Origin of the sequence: Paradevosia shaoguanensis, assembly GCF_016801025.1 — a bacterium.
Lineage (GTDB): Bacteria > Pseudomonadota > Alphaproteobacteria > Rhizobiales > Devosiaceae > Paradevosia > Paradevosia shaoguanensis.
On sequence record NZ_CP068983.1, the window covers coordinates 1,229,771 to 1,249,435 of the forward strand.

Here is a 19,665-nt window from a genome sequence, read left to right on the forward strand (position 1 = left end):
CCACCTTCGGCAGGATTGATAAGGCTCCGGCACAGACGCGGAGCCTTATCGGACGACCGCTCGGATCAGCCCGTCACTTCGGACGGAAACCGGGTATGGCGCCAGAACATAGGCGGCTCGGCAAGCATGTGGTGGAAGCCGGTGCGGTCCAGCATCAGCTCGGTTTCGCGCTGCGCCTGATCCAGGACCTCATCCTCGTCGACGAACTGGGCTTTGCCGTCTGCCAACGCCACGCGACCGTCCACGATGACGGTTTCCACGTCATTGCCATTGGCAAAGTAGATGACGCGCGAAGCTTCCATGTTGAACGGGTAGAGATGGGGCCGACGCATGTTGACGATGACGATGTCCGCCTTCTTGCCCACTTCCACCGACCCGATCTCGTCTTCCATGCCGAGGGCGCGCGCCGCGTCGATCGTGCACATTTCCAGCACCCGACCAGGCGGCAGCAGGTCCGGATCCTTGAAGTGGGTGCGGTGGTAATGCATGCATTGCTGCATGTGGCGGAACATGTCGCCCGTACGATCAGGCGCCGTGGCGTCCGAGCCGATGCAGACATTGGCGCCGGCGTCGAGCAGTTCGGGAACCGGGCAGCGGCCTTTGATCGAGCCGATGGCGCTGGGATTGTGAGCGATATGGGCGCCCGTCTCCGCCACGATGCGGATTTCCTCTTCGGTCAGGTCGGTCGAATGCGACAGGAGCGCATTGGGGCCGAGAATGCCCAGCTCCTTGGCATAGGTCACCGAGTCCTTGCCATGGCCGTCCTGGGTGAAGACCAGACCGTTCTCGCGAGCGAAGTCGGCAATCTCCACCACTTGCTTGCGCGCCAGCGCCAGGTCGGCCTCAGAAAGCGCCCGCAAGCGCTCGGGCCGCAGCACCGGATAGATCATCGCGATATTAATGCGCTTGCCGTGCTTGCCATGCCATTCGGCGACCAACTGCTTGCAGGTCTCGAACTGCTGTTCGTATCCCACCGGATATTCGTGGGCTACGCCGTTTTCGTCGATCCGGGCATAGGTGCGCGGCTGGGGCGGGAAAGTCGGCCCTACGGCCACAAAGGAGCGAGTTCCCACCTCGGCGACACCGCGGCAATGGGCACTGCCATAGACGGGATCGTCGGTACGCAGAACCGTAGCGCCGCCACCTAGCAGCGACACACCCGTGGTGACACCGAAACGAAGACGCTCAAGCGCGGCGAGACGGGATTCGGCGTACCAGAATTCGGGCGTCGAGGCGACGGTATAGGCCTTATGGCAAGCATCGTACCATTGCTCGCTATTGCCGCCGCCCATAGTCTTGATCAACGCGTGGCCGGCATGGGCGTGGCCGTCGATCAGGCCGGGCATGATCACCTTGTGGGTGGCATCGATCACTTCGGGCGCCTGGTGCGCGGCAAGCACATCCTCGGCCTTGCCCACCGCCACGATGCGGTCGCCCGTGATGGCGACCGCGCCGTTCTCGATGACGCGGCGCTCGCCGTCCACGGTGATGACCGTGCCGTTCTTGATGATAATATCAGCCATGATTATTCCCTGAAGTTAGGGGCTGCGAAAGTGGCGAGGACAGGGGCTCACCGCGAATAGAATCCAGCGTGGGCACCAGCGACAGCAGGTTGCGGGTATAGTTGTGCTGGGGCGTATCGAAGAGCGTGTCGGTGTCGGCCTCTTCCACCAGCTTGCCGGCCTGCATCACGGCGACGCGGTCGCACATCTGCCGCACTACCGCCAGGTCGTGGCTGATGAGTAGCAGCGTGAGGCCGGTAGCATCCCGCAGATCCTTGAGCAGGTTGAGGATTTGCGCCTGCACCGATACGTCAAGTGAGGATGTTGGTTCATCACAGACGATCAGTTGCGGGCGTGGCCCCAGTGCGCGAGCAATGGACAGGCGCTGCCGCTGACCACCGGAAAAGGCATGGGCATAGCGTTCCGCCGCGTCCGGCGCGAGGCCGACCGCTTCGATCAGTTGCCGAACATCGCGCTCGGCCTGGTCGGCATTGGGCGCCAGTTTGTAGAAGAGGATGGGTTCAGCGAGGATCGAACCGATCCGCATTCGCCCGTTGAGAGAGGAATAGGGATCCTGGAAGATCATCTGGATTGATTGACGCAGCGCGCCGGTCCGGCGCTCCGCACCCTTTCCTTCGATCAACCGCCCCTCGTAGTGCACCTGGCCGGCAGTGGGCCGCACGAGGCCCGAAATGACATTGGCTATCGTGGTTTTTCCGCAGCCCGATTCCCCGACAAGGCCGAAAATCTCGCCCTTGCGTACGGCGAAGTTCACGTTGTCCACGGCACGGAACCGCTGCGCCTTGGCCAGAGGATTCCAGCCGGCGCTGCGATAGTCGACGCAGAGGCCGTCGACCTTCAAAATCTCGCTGCCATCGGCCGCCGCGCTCACGCGCCCTGCCCCACTTCCGATTGCGGCACGCGCCTGCGCCGAGGCCGCGTCGCCCGCAGCGGAAAGTACCGGGAAGCGGTCGAGCTTCACGTCAAGCCGCGGCACAGCCGCGATCAGGGCCCGCGAATATTCAGCCTGGGGGCGGCGCAGCACTTCGGCGGTCGGTCCCGACTCCACCACCCGCGCCTTGTGCATGATGGTGACCCGATCGGCGATCTGGGCCACCACGCCCATATTGTGGGTCACCAACAGCACGCCGATATTGCGCGTATCGCAAAGATCGCGCAGCAATTTGAGTATCTGCGCCTGCACCGAGACGTCGAGCGCGGTAGTCGGCTCGTCCGCGACGATCAACGACGGACCGCAGGCCAATGCGGCGGCGATGACGACGCGTTGCCGCTGCCCGCCTGAAAGCTGGTGTGGATAGGACTTGAGCCGCCGCTCCGGCTCGGGGATCCCCACGGCGCGCAATAGCTCGAGTGCCTGGGCGCTGGCTTCCTTGCGGTCGAGCTTGAGATGGGTGCGCAACGTCTCGATGAGTTGGCTTTCCACCGTAAACAGCGGATTGAGGCTGGTCATCGGGTCCTGGAAGATGGCGCCGATATCGCGGCCGAGCACCACGCCCTCGGCACTACCGCGCGCCATGTCCAGGGGCTTGCCGCCGATGTGGATGGTGCCTGACGGGATATGGGCCGAGGCCTCCAGCAGTCCCATAGCGGCATTGCCGATCGTGGTCTTGCCGGCGCCGGACTCTCCGATCACCGCATGGATCTCACCGCGACGAACGTTCAGCGACACCCCTTCGACGGCCGAAACGAAGCCGCCTTCCGGCGCCGGGTATTGCACGGTCAGCGCGTTGATTTCGAGAGCAGGGGGAAGTTCGGTCATGACCTGGCCCTCAGCTTGGGATTGAAGCGATCACGCAGCCAATCGCCGACCACGTTCACGGCCAGGACCAGAAGGACCAGGACGATGGCCGGGAAGGCCGCGATCCACCAGATTCCGGAGAACAGGAACTCATTGCCGATGCGGATGAGCGTTCCCAGCGAGGGGTAAGTCGGCGGCATGCCGACTCCGAGGAATGACAGGGTCGCTTCGGTCAGCACCGCCCCGGCCAGGTTGATGGTCGCGATCACCAGCACCGGGCCCATCACGTTTGGAAGGATATGGCGCAACATGATCCGGCGGGCCGGGAGGCCGATCACCTTGGTGGCGCGCACATAGTCCTTGGCCCCCTCCACCATGGTCGCAGCCCGCACGGTGCGCGCATATTGCACCCATTCATGTGTTGCCAACGCGGCGATGAGGATGAACGGCGCCCATTGTGCCGAAGCTGCCTGCGGGAACACCGCTCGGGCCAGCCCGCTTACCAGCAGCGCAAGAAGGATAGTGGGGAAGCTCAGGATCACGTCGGCACAGCGCATGATCAGCGCATCGACCTTGCCGCCGTAATAGCCGGCGACTAGCCCGAGAAACACGCCGATCATAGCCGACAGCAGCACGGCGCCGCCACCGATGAAGATAGAAACCCGTGCGCCATACATCATGGCCGAAAGGAGGTCGCGGCCCTGGTTGTCGGTGCCGAGCAGGAAGCGTGGATCGCCACCCTCGACGAAGGCCGGCGGATATTCGGCATTCATCAGGTCATAGGACGCCAGGTCGGTCGGATCATAGGGCGCCAGCCAAGGCGCAAGAAATGCCCCACCAATGATGATCAGCGCCAGGCCGCCAGACAGACATACGGACAGGGGCGGCAAGGATCGCCCCAGTTTGAGTGCAACGCTCTTGGTCATCATGCGGCCTTGGTCCTGAGGCGCGGATCAACGATTGCGTAGACGATGTCGACGGCCATGTTGATCAGCACGAACAACAGCCCCACAAGCAGCAGATACGAGGCCATTACCGGGATATCGACGAAGCTGACGGCCTGGATGAACAACAGCCCCAGGCCCGGCCACTGGAAAACGGTTTCCGTGACGATGGCAAAGGCGATCAGGGCGCCGATCTGCAGGCCGATGACGGTGATGACCGGCATCAGCGCGTTGCGCAGGGCCAGCTTGTAATGAATGTAGTTTTTGGGCAGGCCGCGGGCCTTGGCGAAACGAATGTAGTCGGTCGTGAGCACGTCGATCATTTCGGAGCGCACGAGACGCATGATCAGCGTCACCTTGAACATCGAGAGCGTGATGGCGGGCAGGATCAGCGACTTGAGGCCACTAAGGGTGAAAAAGCCCGACGACCACCAACCGATGTCCACCACCTCGCCGCGCCCGAACGAGGGCAGCCAACCCAGCGTCACCGAGAACAGCAGGATAAGCACAATGCCAGTGACGAATGTGGGGGTGGAAATGCCGATCAGCGAAGACGATTGGATCAGTCGCGCCAGGATGCCATTGGGCCGCAGCGCGCAGACGACGCCCAGCGGGATGCCCACCAGCACCGATAGCACCACCGCCACCAAGACCAGCTCCATGGTTGCTGGCAGCCGCTCCATGAGCAACTCCACCACCGGGCGCTGATTGCGATAGCTGATGCCCAGATCGCCTTGCGCGATGCGCGACACGAACAGTCCGAATTGCTGCAGCATGGGCTGGTCGAGCCCGAGTTGCACGCGCAGTTCCTGGCGCTCTTCGACGGTCGCAGTTTCCGGGGCCATCATTGCGACCGGGTCGCCGACGAAGCGGAACATAACGAAGGAGACGGCGGCTACGACAAGCATGACCAGCAATGCCTGCAGCAATCGCGCCGATACGGCTCGAAACATGGCTCAATCCTAGTGGGGTATCAGGCAGACGCAGCGCCGGGTGGCGCGGAACACAAGGTTCCCGCGCCACCGGTCGCTTTGATCATTTCGCCGTGGCGTACCAGAGACGGATGTACTCATCCGCGAACTGGGGGATGTCGAAGCGATCACTCATTGCAGCGGCCACCGGCTGCTGGTGCAGCGGGATATAGGCCACGTCCGCTCCAGCGATGGCCAGACCTTCGCTGATATAGCCACGACGCTTGGTTTCATCGAGCTCGACAGCTGCCAGGCGCGTAAGTTCCTCGATGCGCGGATGCACATAGGCAATGTCATTGCCGCCACCGAAGCCGTCCTTGGTGTCGGCCAGCATCGAGCGGAGCATGCTGAACCCGTCCATCGAGGGCAGCGTCGCCCAACCGGTCAGCGACACGTCCAGCTCACCGCGGTCCTGGCGCGGGAAGAAGGTAGCGCGCGATTCCACCTGCAAGTCGGTCTCAATGCCGATGCGCGTCCACATCGAGGAGATCGCTACGCAGATCTGCTCGTCGTTGATGTAGCGGTCATTGGTGCAGTTGAGGCGGAGCTTGAGCCCATCGCCGAACCCGGCCTCGGCCAGCAGCTTCTTGGCCAGTTCGGGATCGTAGCCGTATGGAACGTCATTGGCTTCCGAATAACCCGGCACGGGCGGAGCCACGAAGGTCGAGGTGTTGCGTGACTTGCCGCGCATGATGCGCTTCTGGATGCTGTCCATATCGATGGCGTGCCAGAGCGCCTGACGCACCTTGAGCTCGTTGAGCGGATTGGGTGTACCCGGAAAGGCCTGGGATTCCGGCCGGCGATTAAGCGCCAGCATTAGGACGCGCAGCGACGGTTCTTCGTCGACGATAATCCCGGGCGCGCTTTCGAGCCGCGCCAGGTCCTGCAGCGGCGCCGGCGTGATCAGGTCGACCTCGCCCGACAGCAGCGCAGCGACGCGAGTGGCATCCGACTTCACCGGTTTGAACTGGATGGCGGTGATATTGTGCTGAGGCGTATCCCACCAATCTTCGTTGACCACGAAATTGGTTTCGGCGTCCGGCCGATAGGAGACGACCTTGAACGGCCCGGTACCGACTGCCTCGTTGGAGGCAGCGGTAGTAATGCCTTCGCCCAGATTGCCGGGCAGCAGGGCATCATTGGCCTCCATCCATTCCTTGTCCATGATCATGACGCCGGCCAGGTCGTTCAGCAGGAGCGGGCTCGGGCCCTTGGTCACGATGTCGATGGTGAGGTCGTCGACCTTGGTGACGCTCTCGATCTGCACCACGTTGCTGCGCTGGCGCGAACCGGAATCGCCGATACGGGTGATAGAGGCGATGACGTCGTCTGCGGTGAACGGGTTGCCGTTGTGGAACTTGACACCCTCGCGCAACTTGAATCGCCACGTCACCGGGTCGAGCAATTCCCACTCGGTAGCCAGCGCGGGCTCGATCTCCAAAGTCCGACCACGGCGCACCAGCGGGTCGAAGACATGCGCCAGGACGCCGCTGGTGAAACTCTCGCCGTGGGCATAGGGGTCAAGTGTCGCAATATCGGTGGCGGAAGCCCATCGCAATTGCTCGGCCATCGCGGCCGCCGGCTGCAAACACAAAAGCGGCATTGTGGCCAAAGCCAAGAATTTCAATCGCACTAAAACCTCCTCCAGGATGCGCGCATCTACACTCATTGCATGCGATATTTTGGATTGTCAAACGTCATTCTCCGCAATCACTCCCATTGCAAGGTGGTTGCGCGCATGCGCTATCGAGTTCTGGACAAAGCCGTAAAACGCACCCATGATGCTGCATCATAATGATTATTTTTGTTCATCGACCCACGTTCTGATAGCCACAGGCGATCTCACGCGCCGCTCAATTTTCTGGTTTCACCGACAAATAGCGTACACATATATACTCTGATTGCATGCAATTTATCATATGAACTAATGTCCGCGAATGGCTCGGACGGTGCCTGACTGTGAAAAAAGAACAGAGCAACGTGGCCAGGCCGCCGCGTAGAGCGAACGAGACATAGATGCTGCAGCGCCTTCCTTTTCGCTGGCTGATCCTTGCAGGCATCATCTTGGCCGCCTTCAACCTGCGACCTGCATTGACCAGCCTCGGCGCAAGCCTGCACCAGGTTCAGGAGGATCTTGGCCTGCGGGACTTCCTTCTCGGCACGCTGAATTCGACGTCGATCATCTGTTTCGGTCTCTTCGGGCTACTAGCGACCACAATTGTCCGCCGCGCAGGAACTAGCCTCACCATCGGCTTAGGCCTTGTGGCCGTCGCTGTCGGCTTGCTACTGCGTATGTGGCCATTCGCTGACGCCCTGCTGGCATCCACCATCCTCGCGGGCGCAGGAATCGGCATTGTGGGCGTGCTGTCGCCTGCGATAATTCGCCGCTATTTCCATGAGCGGCTGGGGAGCGTCACCGGCCTCTACACCATGTTTCTATGCCTTGGCGGCGCGGCCGGTGCCGGACTGACGCCGCCAATGCTGAACCTGTTCGGCACATGGACCGGCGCGCTCGCAATCTGGGCCTTGCCTGCTGCCATCGGCTTCGTACTCTGGCTTGAAGTGGCGCGCCGGGAGGAGCCAGTCAGCCTGCGAAAGGGCACCATCGACACGATGTGGCGTAGCCCGTTGGCGTGGTCGATTACCGGGTTCATGGGGCTTCAGGCCGCGCTAGCCTTCATAGTGCTCGGCTGGCTGCCCATATTGCTGCTCGATCGCAATGCGGACATGGCCGCCGCGGGGGCACTCACCTCCTCGGCGATTCTCTCCCAAGCCGTCTCGGCGCTGATCACCCCAATTCTCGCCGACCGCACCGGCCGACCTGGCTTGTTCGTCGCCGGGGTATTGGTCCTTTCCTGCGTCGGCTTTCTGGGCGTTCTCTGTGCCCCGATGGCCGAGTCGGTATTCTGGAGCCTCGTGCTTGGCCTGGGCCTGGGAGGAGCGTTCGCCATGGCGCTCTATCTCATCGCGTTGCGCTCGCCATCCGCAGAAACAGCCGCTGCGCTTTCAATCATGGCGCAGAGCCTAGGCTATCTGGGAGCGGCGGCCGCACCGTTGATTGTGGGGCTGCTACGCGAGTACTTTGTCGGCAGGGGGCCGCAGATTTTCCTGTTCTTGTTCATTTCCGCGTGCGCGCTACCTTGCGGCCTCTTTGCTGCCGATCGGCGACGCGAAGTTCCGGAAGCAGGGGCTACGCAGCGGCGTATGGAACAGAGCGGAATTTCGCGCCTAGATAGCGAATAGATATATGATGTCGATAGTTAGCCAGCCGGGGACGCATGCAGGTCAAGAAGTCTGACAAACAGGTCATCGGCAAGACGGAGCAGATATGCATCGTCTTACGCAGCGCCATCATTGAGAATGTCATCGTTGCCGGCTCTCGCCTGCCGGAAGACGCCATCGGCGAGCAATTTGGCGTAAGCCGAACACTGGCGAAGCAGGCATTGGAAAAGCTGGCGTCGGAAGGTCTGGTCGAAATTCGTCCCAATAAGGGTGCGGTCGTTGCCACCCCGAGTTGGCAGGATGCCCGCGACATCATCGACCTGCGAATCGTGATCGAGGACCTTATCGTTCGTCGTCTCTGCGGCAATCTCACGCCTGAGCAGATCCAGCGCCTCAAGGATCATATCGCCCTCGAGGAGGCAGCTAAATCCCATATCGAGCCACGCTCGATTCGCCTCGCCACGGACTTCCACGTGCTGCTCGGCGAGATGGCCAATAGCCCGATCCTGCTCAAGTTCCTGCGCGAAATCGTCTACCGCTGCGGCCTGACGCTGGCGATGTATTCACGTCCGCATTCCTCCGAATGCGGTGTCACCGAACATCTTGAACTGGTCGACGCCCTCGTGGCTGCCGATGAGAAGAAGGCCACCAAATTGATGACGCGCCATTTGGAGAACATCGCCCAACGCGCACAGATCAAGCCCTCCTCTTCTCCTAAGGCCCTGGCGGAAGCCATCGCCCATTATCGTGACACGCTGGCCCACTAGGCCCGGGATTCCAGCAAACTACCGATGTCACTCCCCCGGCGGGGTGATCACGAATTCCACTCGCCGATTAGCCTGGCGGCCATCCGGATCATCCTGGCCGTCGGGCTTTTCATTGGGTGCCACCGGTTCGCTTTCGCCTTTGCCGCTGGTGGTCAGATTGTCCTCGTCGACGCCATGGTCGGAAAGGTAGGCGCTGACCGACACGGCTCGTTTCTCCGATAGGACCTGATTGTACTCGTCGCTTCCCTTGGAATCGGTGTGGCCGGAAATCTCGACCTTGGGCGACGCGTAGTTGATCAGCACCCTGACCAGTTGGTCCAGCACGGGCCGAGCATCGGCGCGGATGTCGAATTTGTCGAAATCGAACAGCACGTCGCCAGGCAACGCGACGAGGATCGAGCCATCGCCTTGCTGCTTGGCATTGAGCTCGGTCAGGAGCCCCGCCGTTTCCTCGCGCAGCTCGGAACTTATGTTCGACAGCGCGAAGGCCGGCGAGCCGCCTGTGGCGCTGAGGCCACCGCTGGGAGCAATTGTGTCTAGGTGACTTTGCGGCAGCTGGTATTCGACGACAGTGCTGGGCTTTTCGCCAACCTTTTCCGAGTTGCGTGCCAGAAGCACGCCAGCTTGCGCCGTGCCGACAAGCCCAACGGCCATCAGGCTGGCAACAATCGTGGAAAGAGTTCTCATTGGGCAGCCAAGGGCACGGTCACGACAAGACCGGGCGCGCTCGTATCGCTGCCTTCATTGCCATCGTTGAACACCAGAGAGATTTCCTTGGTGTCGACTGGGATGGCGCCGGGAAACACCAGTTCTCCGGTCAGGCTCTGGCCGTTGGAAATGCGCAGGTAGGGATTATCCGCGATCTGGCGCAGGTGCAGTCTCTGGTTGTCGCCATAGGAAAGATAAGTGTCGGCATCGGCCAGTTCCACGTAGTTGGTCGCCCTGCTATCGAATGACAGCACCACGCCGAGCACCGTTGCGTCGTCGCTGATGGTCACCGATTTCACCCGCGCCGTAACGCCGGCCTCGTTGGTGCCCTGCGCATTGGTGTCGATCATGGCAGCGTCATTTGCGTCTTGCGCCAATACGGAAGGGCTCAAGGGTGCAGCGAGCAAAATGGCGAGGCAGAACGCGGAAACTTTCGTGCGGATCATCGGATACCCTTCTAGCACTAGGATTTTACGTGTGATTCTTACCTTGTGATGGCTCACGGGACTGAAGGCGGATTTATGGCACCGACGGCAAAATCGGACGACGTTGCTGCAGCAGCGCCTAAAATGACCTGCTCTAACACCTCTCACCGCATGCGGTGCGGCAACACAGCAGCGGCATCGATCGTGTTGATGATTGGCAACGCAGGCCGGATCTGCGATAGCGCGGCATGACCAGCGAAAATGAAGACTACATCTACGATGAAGCAACCGGCGAATGGCGGCCGGCATCCGAGATTGCCGAGAAAGCCGCTGCACAGACAGAAGTGCGCGATGCGTCAGGGAACCTGCTCGCCGACGGCGACTCGGTAGTACTGATCAAGGACCTCAAGGTGAAGGGCGCCGGCCAAACGCTCAAGCAAGGCACCGTTATCCGTTCGATCCGCCTGACCGACAATCCGGAAGAGATCGACTGCCGTCATGACGCCATAAAAGGTCTTGTTCTGCGCACCGAATTCGTTCGGAAGCGGTGAGGATCGTGGCCAGCGCGCGCTGGTGACTTTGATCCCACATTTCCCAAGTAAGGCGCTGATTTCGCTGTCCTGACCATTATATTTCCTATATAAAACATGGTGTTGAAGGCTGCGAGGGGCGCGTTTCATGGATCACCCAGAGGGTGCGGGCTTGCAACGGGCAGATCGGGTGGATTTCGACCCTCGCGTGCGGCTGGAATTTCGCGGCACGCAGCTCAGTTCCGACGGCGGCCTTCTGGTGATGCGCGAGCTTGATGACGCGCTCGGGTTGTCCGATTTGGCGTCAGCGGCGCTGCGCGATACTCGCTCTGGCAAGAACACGGTCCATCGGCTCGACGGCCTGTTCCGGCAATCAGTCTTTGGGCGGCTGGCCGGATACGAGGATGTCAACGACGCCAACCGTCTCGCCTGCGATCCGGTCATGCGCCAAGTTGTCGGCGGCAGAGCGGTCGATGCACAAGCGGCCTCGGCATCGCAGATGGGACGGTTCGAGACCGAGACGCTGGCTCTGGCCGGGAACCGTGCCGCGCTGGCCGACCTGAACGGGCAATGGATCGACCGGTTCCATGACCGTAACGGGCTGAAGTACATCGTTCTGGACATGGACAGCTCGGTCAGCCCGACCCATGGCGACCAGGAAGGGTCCGCCTGGAATGGCCATTTCGACTGTAGCTGCTATCACCCCAACTTTCTGTTCAACCAGTTCGGGATGCTGGAACGCTGCGCCCTGCGCCATGGCAACGTCCACAGCGCCGATGGCTGGCGTGATGTTCTCGACCCCGTCATTGCGCGCTACGCGGAGCGCGACCTTGGTGGCAGGTTCTTCCGGGCCGATGCTGCCTACGCGATCCCGGCGATCTATGAGCGATTGGAAGAAGCGCGGTTCTTCTACGCCATCCGGCTGCCCGCAAACGCGGTCCTCAAGGACAAGATCGCGCATCGGCTAACGCGCCCTGTCGGGCGGCCGTCACTGACCAAGGTCAAGCGGTTCTTCGAGGAATTCGAGTATCAGGCGGCGTCCTGGGACAAGGAACGCCGGGTGATCGCCAAGATCGAATGGCATCCGGGCGAACTGTTCCCGCGTTTCGGCTTCATCGTCACCAACCTGCCGATGGAGCCGGACTGGGTGGTGCGGTTCTACAACCAGCGCGGCACCGCCGAGCAGCACATCAAAGAGGGCAAATACGCCTTTCGCTGGACGCGGCTGTCGTGCCGGAAGTTCCGCGACAATGAGGTGCGGCTGCAACTGCACGCCCTGGCGTACAACCTGGCCACCTTCTTGCGCTGCATCGAGCTGCGAGGCCATGGCCGACTGGTCGTTGACCAGCCTGCAACTGAAGCTGATCAAGATCGGGGCACGTGTGGTCCGTCACGCCCGCACCATCACCTTCCAGCTGGCCGAGGTCGCTGTCACCGGCACGATGGTACGCGCCATCCTCGCCGCTATCCGCCGATTGCGAGCGCCACCGCTATGCGCATGATCGCGATCCACGCTCAAACTGAACGAAAGCGGCTGGACAGATCTGTCCGCTGCGCTGAAAAACGCCGCCCCTGGGCAAGGAAACAGCGGCTTCGCGGTCTGATCCGTCCAGATCCAGCAGTCTGCGCGACCGCAGGTGCCGCTTGCGGCAGAAAATCCTTGTCTAGCGCTCGGATACAGGCGATCTTCACCTCAAACGACACGCCACTTGGGGAATGCAGGTTGATACCAAGTGTCGACGTCACTATGGCCCTGATCCGCAATCTCTTTCGATCACCCCGATGGGGCAGTATCAACTTCGCGATCGACGCTACTTCAAATACAACAACTGCACTTACTGCACTCGCGCAAGTGACGCACCGCGAAGAATACTCGCTATTAACAGGTACATCCTACAACTACGGCGGATTGATGCGCGCCTAGACGTGTTGATGAAACGATGGGCGCCGAAGCCCTACTGCGCTGGACCAATCCTCATCGTGGCACGGTTTCTCCTGCCCAGTTCATTCCCCATGCGGAGAGAGCCGGGTTGATGGTCCCTATTGGCGAATGGGTGCTCGAACAAGGCTGCCGCACCCTGGCTGACTGGGCGCGGCATCCAGCCCTCCGTGAGCTAACCCTTGCGATCAACGTCAGCGCCAGCCAGTTTGCTGCACGACGGCTTCGAGGCCGCGGTGCAAAAGGCGCTGGCAACAACCGGCGCGAATCCGCGGCGCCTGACTCTCGAGCTCACCGAGAGCGTTTTGGTCACCGATATCGACCTGGTTGCCGCCAAGCTCGATTCCCTGCATGAACTCGGCATCACCATTTCCCTGGACGATTTCGGTACCGGCTATTCTTCGCTTTCGTACCTACGGCGGCTGCCTATCCAGCAGCTCAAGATCGACCGCGGCTTCGTTCAGGACGCCGTAAAAACGGTGCGCAGCGCATCGCTCGTCGAGAACGTAGTTCGGATCGGGCGCGATCTCGGGCAGACGGTTCTGGCCGAGGGTGTCGAAACCGAGGGCCAGCATGCCTTGCTGGCGGGAGCAGGCTGCGTGCTGTTCCAAGGCTATCTTTATGGCAGGCCGATGCCGTTGTCCGATTTCGAGCGTCACGTCGAGGTCGAGAAAGGCACTCCCTCGATTTCGAGCGAACTGCTGGCCAGCTGACGCGCCGGCGACGCACCGGCGCCAGCCCCGCAACTCCAATGGAACAGATACTGTCCCGGCCGCATTTTGTTGGCAGTGGACCGTCCAGGCGGAATTGTCTGCGCATTGGGGCTGAGGCCAACCGTCTAGGAGTAGCGAAATGGAAAATCATGAAATACCGGCCGGCTCGGATCTGGAGCAGATCAAGATAGTCGTCAATTCACTCCATCTCTCGCTGCGATTTCTATTGAACCGCATCGACGAGAAGCTCGGAGTGGATGCCGCCGATGCGGCCCGCGCCGAACTGCTCGAAAACATGGAAAACGGGAACATCGATATGGCCGTGCTCGAAGATGGAAAGACCTTCGACTTCGTCATGTCGGTATTGAGCGCGCTACCCATTCGGAAACACAACGCAGCTCATGTGTCTCACGATCATTCGGAAGCCACGCACTAGGCGCGATAGCCCGCTCACTAGCAGGATCAGTCACGGCGCTTTTGCAGCGTTCATCCGCTCGGCGAGGACACGAGCAGGTCGAGACCAAGCCGTTGCGATAGAAACTGGGCAACCAACTGTCCCCTGACGCTATTGCCCTCGTCGTCGAGCGGCGGGGAGAATACGCCAAGGCCGCTCTTGCCTGGGGATACCGTGACAATCCCGCCGCCGATGCCGCTCTTGCCGGGCAAGCCTATCTCGTAGAGCCAATCGCCGGACGTCTCATAGAGACCGGCTGTCAGCATCACGGCGAGCGTGTAGTGACACGTTTCGGGCCTGACGACCTGCTCGCGTGTGATCGGGTTGACGCCGCCGTGGGCCAGAGTGGCCCCCATGACTGCAAGGTCCCTGGCGGAGACGTTCAGCGCGCATTGGCGCGTATAGAGATCGACCGCTTCCGTCGGGTCGCAATAGATGCTGTCCCGGCTGGCAAGCATCCACGCGATGCTGCGATTGCGAAAGTTCGTTTCGGAAGCGGAAGCATAGACGTCCTCGTTCACCGCCAGGCCGCGGCCGGCAAAGCGAGACAGCCCCTCGCTGATGAAGGTCCACTTGTCATCCATGCTGTCGCCCGGAACCAGGCTGGTGGTGGCGATTGCGCCGGCATTGACCATCGGGTTCGTGCGGCCATTCTGGCTACGCTCGATGCCTGTCAGGGAATTGAACGGATAACCCGTCGCGTTGACCCCAAGCCTTTCACGCGCGCCGGTAGGGCCGATCAGGTCGCAGATGAGCGCAAAGATGAAGGGCTTGGAGACACTCATGACGGCGAATTCCCGGTCGGCGTCGCCGACCGAGAAAATCTCGCCATCCGTTCCCGCTACGCAAATCCCGAACAGCTCGCTCGGCACACGTGTCAGGGCCGGATAGACCGTCGAGTTGGCCCCCAGCTCGACCGTCCGGAACCGGGAATGCGCCTCGGTGACGAGTTCGCCGACCCGGCTGGCGGGCGGCAGGCCGCCGGTCGAGATGAAGGAAATGGCGGGCGAGAGGTCGAGATCAGGTAGTGGCGCTCTGGCCATCGACCTCCCCCGCCTCGTACTCGACGATTTCCTCGACGAGTTCGCCGCTACCGTCTCTCAGCAGCAGATGAGGCGGTATGCCGGATGGGCGCAGCTTGTCGGGCGGAAGCGCCGAGATGAAGGTCTTGTCGCCCAGGCGTTTCTCAAAATCGGCTCTTACCCGATCGCGCAGATCCTTGTCCGTCAACAGGTCGTGGCCGACGCCGGCCATGACCATTGCCGAGTAGAGCGAGCTCTTGTCGCCGATGGTCATGCCACCGCAGGCGGTAACCGGCCAGGTATGCAAGCCCACGCCTACGGGCATGGTGGCAATAGCGAAGAGACCGACCGGCGTGTTGTAGCTGACGTCGCCGACATCCGTGCCCCCGCCCATGGTGATCTCGGGCAGGATCGGGAGGACGGAATCCAGAATGCCTGCCGGCGGCAGGCCCATTTCCTTCTGGCAGGTACGCGCGAACTCCTGCTCCTCTTCGGTCCACTCGATCGGCGTCGCCGATATGTGCCGGTGCAGCGTCTGGACCAGCGGCGTATTGGGCAGCAGGTCGTGCAGGCCGAAGAAAAGGTCGAGTTCGGCTTCGGTCCGCGTCATCGTCGCAGCACCCTGAGCGACCTCGCGCACCCAGTCGCTTACCGCGCGCACCTGGTCGCGATCCGCATCGCGGATCATGATGAAGATGCCGGCATTGTCTGGAATGACGTTCGGGGTCTCCCCCGCCGACGTATAGACGTAGTGGAGCCGCGTCGTCGGCCTGACATGCTCGCGCATGTACTGAATGCCGGCGCCGAAGAGCTCTGCCGCCTTGAGGGCGCTGCGCCCCTCCCAGGGATCGACACCAGCGTGCGCCGTACGGCCCCGGAAGCGGACATTGATCATGTCGATCGCCGCGGTGCGCAGCAGGCCGGTGCCGTTGGCAGGCGCTGGATGCCAGGCGAGGCAGGCATCGAGATCGTTGAAGAGCCCGTCGCGGGCCATGTAGACCTTGGCGCCCTCGGTCTCCTCCGCCGCGCAGCCGTAGACGCGTAGCGTACCCGGCGTGCCGTCGGCGATCATCATTTCCTTGAGAGCAATGGCCGCTCCCGTGCAGCCTGCCCCCAGCATATTGTGGCCACAGCCGTGCCCGACTTCCACGCCCTTGGGCCCCGGCGTTTGCCGCGGTTCGGCGGCATTTCCCAGTCCCGGAAGCGCGTCGTATTCGGGCAGGAAGCCGATCTTGGGGCCACCCTCCCCCTGTGACCACTCGGCGACGAAGGCCGTCGGAATACCGGACGTGCCGGTGCTCGTGATAGCGAACCCGGCCGCCTTGAGCTCGCGAATATGGATTTCTGAAGAAATTTCCTCGTGTAGCGAGAGTTCCGGATTCTCCCAGACCTCGCGCGAGATCCGCAGGATGATGTCCTCGACCTTCTTGACCGCATCCTGCGCCACCTTGGCAGAAGCCGGCGGCTCGGCGGCCGCGGCTGCTTCCGCCGCGGCAGCATCCGGTGCCGCCTGCGCCAGGGCCATCCCGGCCCCGAAGAATGGCCACGCTCCTGCGCCCGCTACCGAACTAAGGATCAGGCCTCTACGCCCAATCTTGAAATCATCAGCACCTTGCATCTGAACGCCTCCACGCAACTTGGTTGGGAGGCAAGCATAGCAAGGGCAGGCAGCACTAGATGTGCTCAGCGTCCCCGGATTTGGCAGCCTATTCCTTATTGCGTCGGTCGATCACCGCTTCCGGGCGAGCGATGGAGTCACTTCTACTGAGGACCGGCCGTCAAATGCCGCTCGCCTCGTGCACGACGGTGCCGGTGAAGCTGCAGCTGGCGCCGTGATAGTAGGAGCAGCCGGAATCCTCCTCCAACTCCAGCGTGTACTCGTCGAGGAACGTCAGGCTCACCTTGCAGAACCGGCTGTTTTGCAGGGTTTCCTTTTCCTTCTCGACAAAGCCTTCGTTTGGAACCGAGAGCATAGCTTCGGTGCCATCGATGCTTAGTTCACCGGCAACACCGCCTCCGCAGCCGGGCACGCCATCGGTGATCGGCACTGTCGAGGAGATGGCAGCGGAATAGCGATCTCCGGACAAATGCGTCAGGTCAACGCGAAGGGATTGTCCGTCGCCCTCGCTTTCATAGATCCCGGACCGATCGATGGCGTCGTCCTGGGCGAATACGGGCCCTGCCAGAACGGCAAGCGACGCGATCAATATCGTCTTCCTGAACATGATTTGTCTCCGAGAATGCCGCGTACCGACGATCACTTGCCATTGCCGGTGAATATATCCGTGGGGCGAACAACCTCGTTGCCGACCTTGAAGCCACCGTCGCTTCCGGGCGCGAGGAACGTGCCGGAGATTGCCTGTTCGTAGAACTCGCCCTTACCCGTGCTGTCCTTGAGGAAGCAGTTCGGCCCCTTCTTGATCGCCGGGTTGACGTTCATCGTGAAAGCCTGGCACTGCTTGTTGGCGAGGCAGGCCTGCAGGCACTGGGGCACGTCCTCGACGCGCGACTTGGCGACGTCCGAGCCATAGAAATCCACGCCCTCATAGACGGCAAACCGCAGCCCATCATCGGGTTGCGCGTTCGCCTCCGCTTCGGGTTCGGAACTGGCCCCGACCGGCTTGAGCGGTAGGCCATTGGCGGCCCACGCTTCGACGCCGCCGCGATACCAGTAGACCTTGAAGCCGAGCGTCCCCGCCCGCAATGCGGCGTTGTAGGAAGAGCGATCCTCCGGACCGGCTCCGAAGACGATGATCGGCGTCGAGGTATCGTCGCTGGTCGCGTCCTTCAGAAACTGGGACATCGCTCCCTGGAAACTATCGGTGACGCTGCCATCGCGGCCGGCGTCGTCCACCACGATCGCCCCCGGCAGCGTCTGACTTTTCCCGCTGGTATCGATCAGGATCAGCTTCGGCTCCCCTTTGAGGGCGTCGACCACCTCTGCGGTCGACACGATCGTTGCCCGCGGGTGCGAATTGGGTGTCGGCCCTCGATAGGGCGCGGTGAAGAGCAAGATGGTGGGCGGCACACCCGCGTCCTTCAATTCGTCCATGGCATCGAACGAGCTGTTGGCGGGCACATCCAAGCCCGCAGGCTTGGGGCTGGCCGTGCCACTATCTGGCGCGTCCGACTCGACCTCCGAAATCATTACCGCAAGGTTTTCGATCAGGTCGTAGCACATCGTGATGCTGGCTTCCTTCGGGCTGTACCAGGCATTCAACTCGCCGCAATCTCGATAGATGACGGAAAGCGGACGCGGCAGCGCGTAGGATTTCGCCAGTTCATCCGCAAAACCCTGGAGCGGTTCGGCGAGAAGGGTCGCGATGAAATTGCCGACGCGCGACCGCGATTGTTCGAAGGTGACCTTTATCGAGGCGCCGGGGGCCTCGGCGGACAGCAGCCCGTCAGGATTCCACGCCCCGACGCGGGTATGAGGCGCCAGGATCGTGCGCCAGGCACGGTTCTGCTTGTTGAACTCCTCCTCGCAGCGGCCAAGCGTCTGTTCGCTGAAGCCAACCTGCGCGACGATATCCTCGAAGATCGCCGGGTTGCCGCCATACATCACGCAAAAGATGTTGCGGAAGCGCTTGAGGTCGGCCGTGTGCTCGTCCTGCCAGGGTGTGGAGGCACCCTGCTGCTCGCCCAGCTTGCCGTTATAGTACCATTGCAGAGCCGCGTACTTGGCAGCCCCGCTACCGATCTTGTCGGTGTCTGCGTCCCCTGATGGATACATCGTGGGCTCGATCACCCGCAGGGCAGAGAAAATATCGACGGCGTCCTCTTCGGGCCCGGTCGAGGGAAGTTGCAGCTCTCCAATCAGCGCGTGGCCGAATTCATGCATGAAGATGCTGTCGATCAGCCCGGCATAGACAGCAACGATACGGACGTTGTCGCCCCCGAACATGGGCAGCGGCCCTTCGCCATCCCCGGCCTCCGCCGTCGCGGCCGAATTACCCTTTCCCGTCGAACCACCGCCCCTCGGAGGTAGCCCGCTGTCGGTATTGCCGCCGCCGTTACTGTCGCTGGCGGCCTGCAACGCCGAAATGGAGAAATCGGCGAGACCGAAAGTCCCCACATCATAGGCCATGATGCCGATCTCGGAGCCCAGTGCCGGCTCCCCGTCCAGGTCGCCGATCTTGTTGCCGTTGACGTAGAAGCGGGCTGCCCCGGGGATATCAATCATCGAGATGACGTCGCTGCCGTCCAGCTTGGCGGCATTGGGCACGGAGGCTACTTCCCGGTACTTGCCGTTCGACACGCAGAAGAGGCGCGCCGTCGCGCTCGCGACGATCTCCATCAGGCACAGGTCTTCCCCGTTTTGCACCAATATGCCGACGGAAGCGGTGTCCTTCTTGGCGTTGAGCGAGATGTTGACCGACGTGAGCCGCCCATCCTCGGGCGCGGTGCCGGCCTTGACCGTCAGGGTCTGCTCCGATTCAGCCTCTGACTCGTTGCGAAGGACGAACCAGCCGTCCCGCACCCCCGCCTGCCATCCCTTCAACAACTGCTGAGAGACGCCGTCCCCCAGCGGGCCGAGCAGGTCGTCGTATTTGCCCTGCGCCTGTACCGGCGACGTCGCGGTGATTCCGGTGAAAAGAACAAAGGGAAGAAGCGCGGAAATAATGCGATTGAACATTTTTACTCGTACCAGCTGTCAGTCCAGAGCCAAACGCCCCGAGCTCGCGATCAAATGGACGGCGCCGAACGAC

At 61.8% G+C, this 19,665-nt stretch carries 17 protein-coding genes and 1 pseudogene; 7 read left to right on the forward strand and 11 right to left on the reverse strand.

Features of this window, described 5'->3' with window-relative positions:
* Window positions 1-65: 65 nt before the first annotated feature.
* The 5 genes from JNE37_RS05665 to JNE37_RS05685 all read right to left on the reverse strand — a co-directional run bounded on the left by JNE37_RS05665 (window position 66) and on the right by JNE37_RS05685 (window position 6,746).
* Window positions 66-1,523, reverse strand: a complete 1,458-nt coding sequence (locus JNE37_RS05665; protein ID WP_203065606.1) for an amidohydrolase family protein — start codon at window positions 1,521-1,523, stop codon at window positions 66-68.
* Window positions 1,516-3,282 (reverse strand): dipeptide ABC transporter ATP-binding protein, encoded by a 1,767-nt coding sequence (locus JNE37_RS05670; RefSeq protein ID WP_203065607.1) that lies wholly within the window; start codon window positions 3,280-3,282, stop codon window positions 1,516-1,518. The genes JNE37_RS05665 and JNE37_RS05670 overlap by 8 nt, the downstream gene beginning before the upstream one ends.
* Window positions 3,279-4,190 carry an ABC transporter permease gene (locus JNE37_RS05675; RefSeq protein ID WP_035033649.1) on the reverse strand — a complete coding sequence of 304 codons (912 nt, stop codon included), beginning with the start codon at window positions 4,188-4,190 and terminating at the stop codon, window positions 3,279-3,281. Before JNE37_RS05675 ends, JNE37_RS05670 begins: the two co-directional genes overlap by 4 nt.
* The gene (locus JNE37_RS05680; RefSeq protein ID WP_035033650.1) at window positions 4,187-5,158 is read right to left on the reverse strand and encodes an ABC transporter permease; all 972 of its coding nucleotides are present in this window, start codon (window positions 5,156-5,158) and stop codon (window positions 4,187-4,189) included. The genes JNE37_RS05675 and JNE37_RS05680 overlap by 4 nt, the downstream gene beginning before the upstream one ends.
* A gap of 82 nt (window positions 5,159-5,240) precedes the next feature.
* Complete coding sequence (locus JNE37_RS05685) at window positions 5,241-6,746, reverse strand: ABC transporter substrate-binding protein (RefSeq protein ID WP_246513532.1); 1,506 nt, start codon at window positions 6,744-6,746, stop codon at window positions 5,241-5,243.
* Between the two features lie 446 nt (window positions 6,747-7,192).
* Between JNE37_RS05685 and JNE37_RS05690 the strand changes: the two genes are divergently transcribed.
* Window positions 7,193-8,419: an MFS transporter gene (locus JNE37_RS05690; RefSeq protein WP_203065609.1), complete on the forward strand. Its 1,227-nt coding sequence runs from the start codon at window positions 7,193-7,195 to the stop codon at window positions 8,417-8,419.
* Window positions 8,420-8,454: 35 nt separating this feature from the next.
* Window positions 8,455-9,165 carry a GntR family transcriptional regulator gene (locus JNE37_RS05695; RefSeq protein WP_052152230.1) on the forward strand — a complete coding sequence of 237 codons (711 nt, stop codon included), beginning with the start codon at window positions 8,455-8,457 and terminating at the stop codon, window positions 9,163-9,165.
* A 27-nt stretch (window positions 9,166-9,192) separates the two neighbouring features.
* Here the strand turns inward: JNE37_RS05695 and JNE37_RS05700 are convergent, their stop codons facing one another.
* Both JNE37_RS05700 and JNE37_RS05705 read right to left on the reverse strand, forming a co-directional pair.
* Window positions 9,193-9,819, reverse strand: coding sequence for an OmpA family protein (locus tag JNE37_RS05700; protein WP_203065610.1), 627 nt, complete (start codon window positions 9,817-9,819; stop codon window positions 9,193-9,195).
* 29 nt (window positions 9,820-9,848) lie between these two features.
* A complete protein-coding gene (locus tag JNE37_RS05705) occupies window positions 9,849-10,223 on the reverse strand; it encodes a hypothetical protein (protein WP_052015310.1) in 375 nt (124 codons plus the stop codon).
* A 323-nt stretch (window positions 10,224-10,546) separates the two neighbouring features.
* Between JNE37_RS05705 and JNE37_RS05710 the strand changes: the two genes are divergently transcribed.
* The 5 genes and pseudogenes from JNE37_RS05710 (at window position 10,547) to JNE37_RS05730 (ending at window position 13,916) form a co-directional block, all read left to right on the forward strand.
* Window positions 10,547-10,849 carry an alkylphosphonate utilization protein gene (locus JNE37_RS05710; RefSeq protein ID WP_203065611.1) on the forward strand — a complete coding sequence of 101 codons (303 nt, stop codon included), beginning with the start codon at window positions 10,547-10,549 and terminating at the stop codon, window positions 10,847-10,849.
* Between the two features lie 127 nt (window positions 10,850-10,976).
* Window positions 10,977-12,330, forward strand: a pseudogene (locus JNE37_RS05715) (IS1380-like element IS1247 family transposase).
* 438 nt (window positions 12,331-12,768) lie between these two features.
* Window positions 12,769-13,122, forward strand: a complete 354-nt coding sequence (locus JNE37_RS22865; protein ID WP_203065612.1) for an EAL domain-containing protein — start codon at window positions 12,769-12,771, stop codon at window positions 13,120-13,122.
* Window positions 13,004-13,480, forward strand: a complete 477-nt coding sequence (locus JNE37_RS05725; protein ID WP_203065613.1) for an EAL domain-containing protein — start codon at window positions 13,004-13,006, stop codon at window positions 13,478-13,480. The genes JNE37_RS22865 and JNE37_RS05725 overlap by 119 nt, the downstream gene beginning before the upstream one ends.
* A gap of 139 nt (window positions 13,481-13,619) precedes the next feature.
* Complete coding sequence (locus tag JNE37_RS05730) at window positions 13,620-13,916, forward strand: hypothetical protein (protein ID WP_203065614.1); 297 nt, start codon at window positions 13,620-13,622, stop codon at window positions 13,914-13,916.
* Window positions 13,917-13,966: 50 nt separating this feature from the next.
* Here JNE37_RS05730 and glsA read toward each other — a convergent pair whose 3' ends face one another.
* The 4 genes from glsA to JNE37_RS05750 all read right to left on the reverse strand — a co-directional run bounded on the left by glsA (window position 13,967) and on the right by JNE37_RS05750 (window position 19,592).
* Window positions 13,967-14,977: a glutaminase A gene (glsA, locus tag JNE37_RS05735; RefSeq protein WP_203065615.1), complete on the reverse strand. Its 1,011-nt coding sequence runs from the start codon at window positions 14,975-14,977 to the stop codon at window positions 13,967-13,969.
* Window positions 14,955-16,481, reverse strand: a complete 1,527-nt coding sequence (locus JNE37_RS05740; protein WP_246513533.1) for an amidohydrolase — start codon at window positions 16,479-16,481, stop codon at window positions 14,955-14,957. The genes glsA and JNE37_RS05740 overlap by 23 nt, the downstream gene beginning before the upstream one ends.
* A gap of 253 nt (window positions 16,482-16,734) precedes the next feature.
* Window positions 16,735-17,181 carry a hypothetical protein gene (locus JNE37_RS05745; RefSeq protein WP_246513534.1) on the reverse strand — a complete coding sequence of 149 codons (447 nt, stop codon included), beginning with the start codon at window positions 17,179-17,181 and terminating at the stop codon, window positions 16,735-16,737.
* Between the two features lie 32 nt (window positions 17,182-17,213).
* Window positions 17,214-19,592: a DUF4344 domain-containing metallopeptidase gene (locus tag JNE37_RS05750; RefSeq protein ID WP_203065616.1), complete on the reverse strand. Its 2,379-nt coding sequence runs from the start codon at window positions 19,590-19,592 to the stop codon at window positions 17,214-17,216.
* Between the last annotated feature and the right edge of the window lie 73 nt (window positions 19,593-19,665).

What these genes read in the sequence shown, in the direction of transcription:
- JNE37_RS05665 (WP_203065606.1), bottom strand. Translation starts at nt 1,523, where the DNA reads ATGGCTGATATTATCATCAAGAACGGCACGGTCATCACCGTGGACGGC.
- JNE37_RS05670 (WP_203065607.1), bottom strand. Translation starts at nt 3,282, where the DNA reads ATGACCGAACTTCCCCCTGCTCTCGAAATCAACGCGCTGACCGTGCAA.
- JNE37_RS05675 (WP_035033649.1), bottom strand. Translation starts at nt 4,190, where the DNA reads ATGATGACCAAGAGCGTTGCACTCAAACTGGGGCGATCCTTGCCGCCC.
- JNE37_RS05680 (WP_035033650.1), bottom strand. Translation starts at nt 5,158, where the DNA reads ATGTTTCGAGCCGTATCGGCGCGATTGCTGCAGGCATTGCTGGTCATG.
- JNE37_RS05685 (WP_246513532.1), bottom strand. Translation starts at nt 6,746, where the DNA reads ATGGCCGAGCAATTGCGATGGGCTTCCGCCACCGATATTGCGACACTT.
- JNE37_RS05690 (WP_203065609.1), top strand. Translation starts at nt 7,193, where the DNA reads ATGCTGCAGCGCCTTCCTTTTCGCTGGCTGATCCTTGCAGGCATCATC.
- JNE37_RS05695 (WP_052152230.1), top strand. Translation starts at nt 8,455, where the DNA reads ATGCAGGTCAAGAAGTCTGACAAACAGGTCATCGGCAAGACGGAGCAG.
- JNE37_RS05700 (WP_203065610.1), bottom strand. Translation starts at nt 9,819, where the DNA reads ATGGCCGTTGGGCTTGTCGGCACGGCGCAAGCTGGCGTGCTTCTGGCA.
- JNE37_RS05705 (WP_052015310.1), bottom strand. Translation starts at nt 10,223, where the DNA reads ATGATCGACACCAATGCGCAGGGCACCAACGAGGCCGGCGTTACGGCG.
- JNE37_RS05710 (WP_203065611.1), top strand. Translation starts at nt 10,547, where the DNA reads ATGACCAGCGAAAATGAAGACTACATCTACGATGAAGCAACCGGCGAA.
- JNE37_RS22865 (WP_203065612.1), top strand. Translation starts at nt 12,769, where the DNA reads ATGGGCGCCGAAGCCCTACTGCGCTGGACCAATCCTCATCGTGGCACG.
- JNE37_RS05730 (WP_203065614.1), top strand. Translation starts at nt 13,620, where the DNA reads ATGGAAAATCATGAAATACCGGCCGGCTCGGATCTGGAGCAGATCAAG.
- glsA (WP_203065615.1), bottom strand. Translation starts at nt 14,977, where the DNA reads ATGGCCAGAGCGCCACTACCTGATCTCGACCTCTCGCCCGCCATTTCC.
- JNE37_RS05740 (WP_246513533.1), bottom strand. Translation starts at nt 16,481, where the DNA reads ATGGCCCTGGCGCAGGCGGCACCGGATGCTGCCGCGGCGGAAGCAGCC.
- JNE37_RS05745 (WP_246513534.1), bottom strand. Translation starts at nt 17,181, where the DNA reads ATGTTCAGGAAGACGATATTGATCGCGTCGCTTGCCGTTCTGGCAGGG.
- JNE37_RS05750 (WP_203065616.1), bottom strand. Translation starts at nt 19,592, where the DNA reads ATGTTCAATCGCATTATTTCCGCGCTTCTTCCCTTTGTTCTTTTCACC.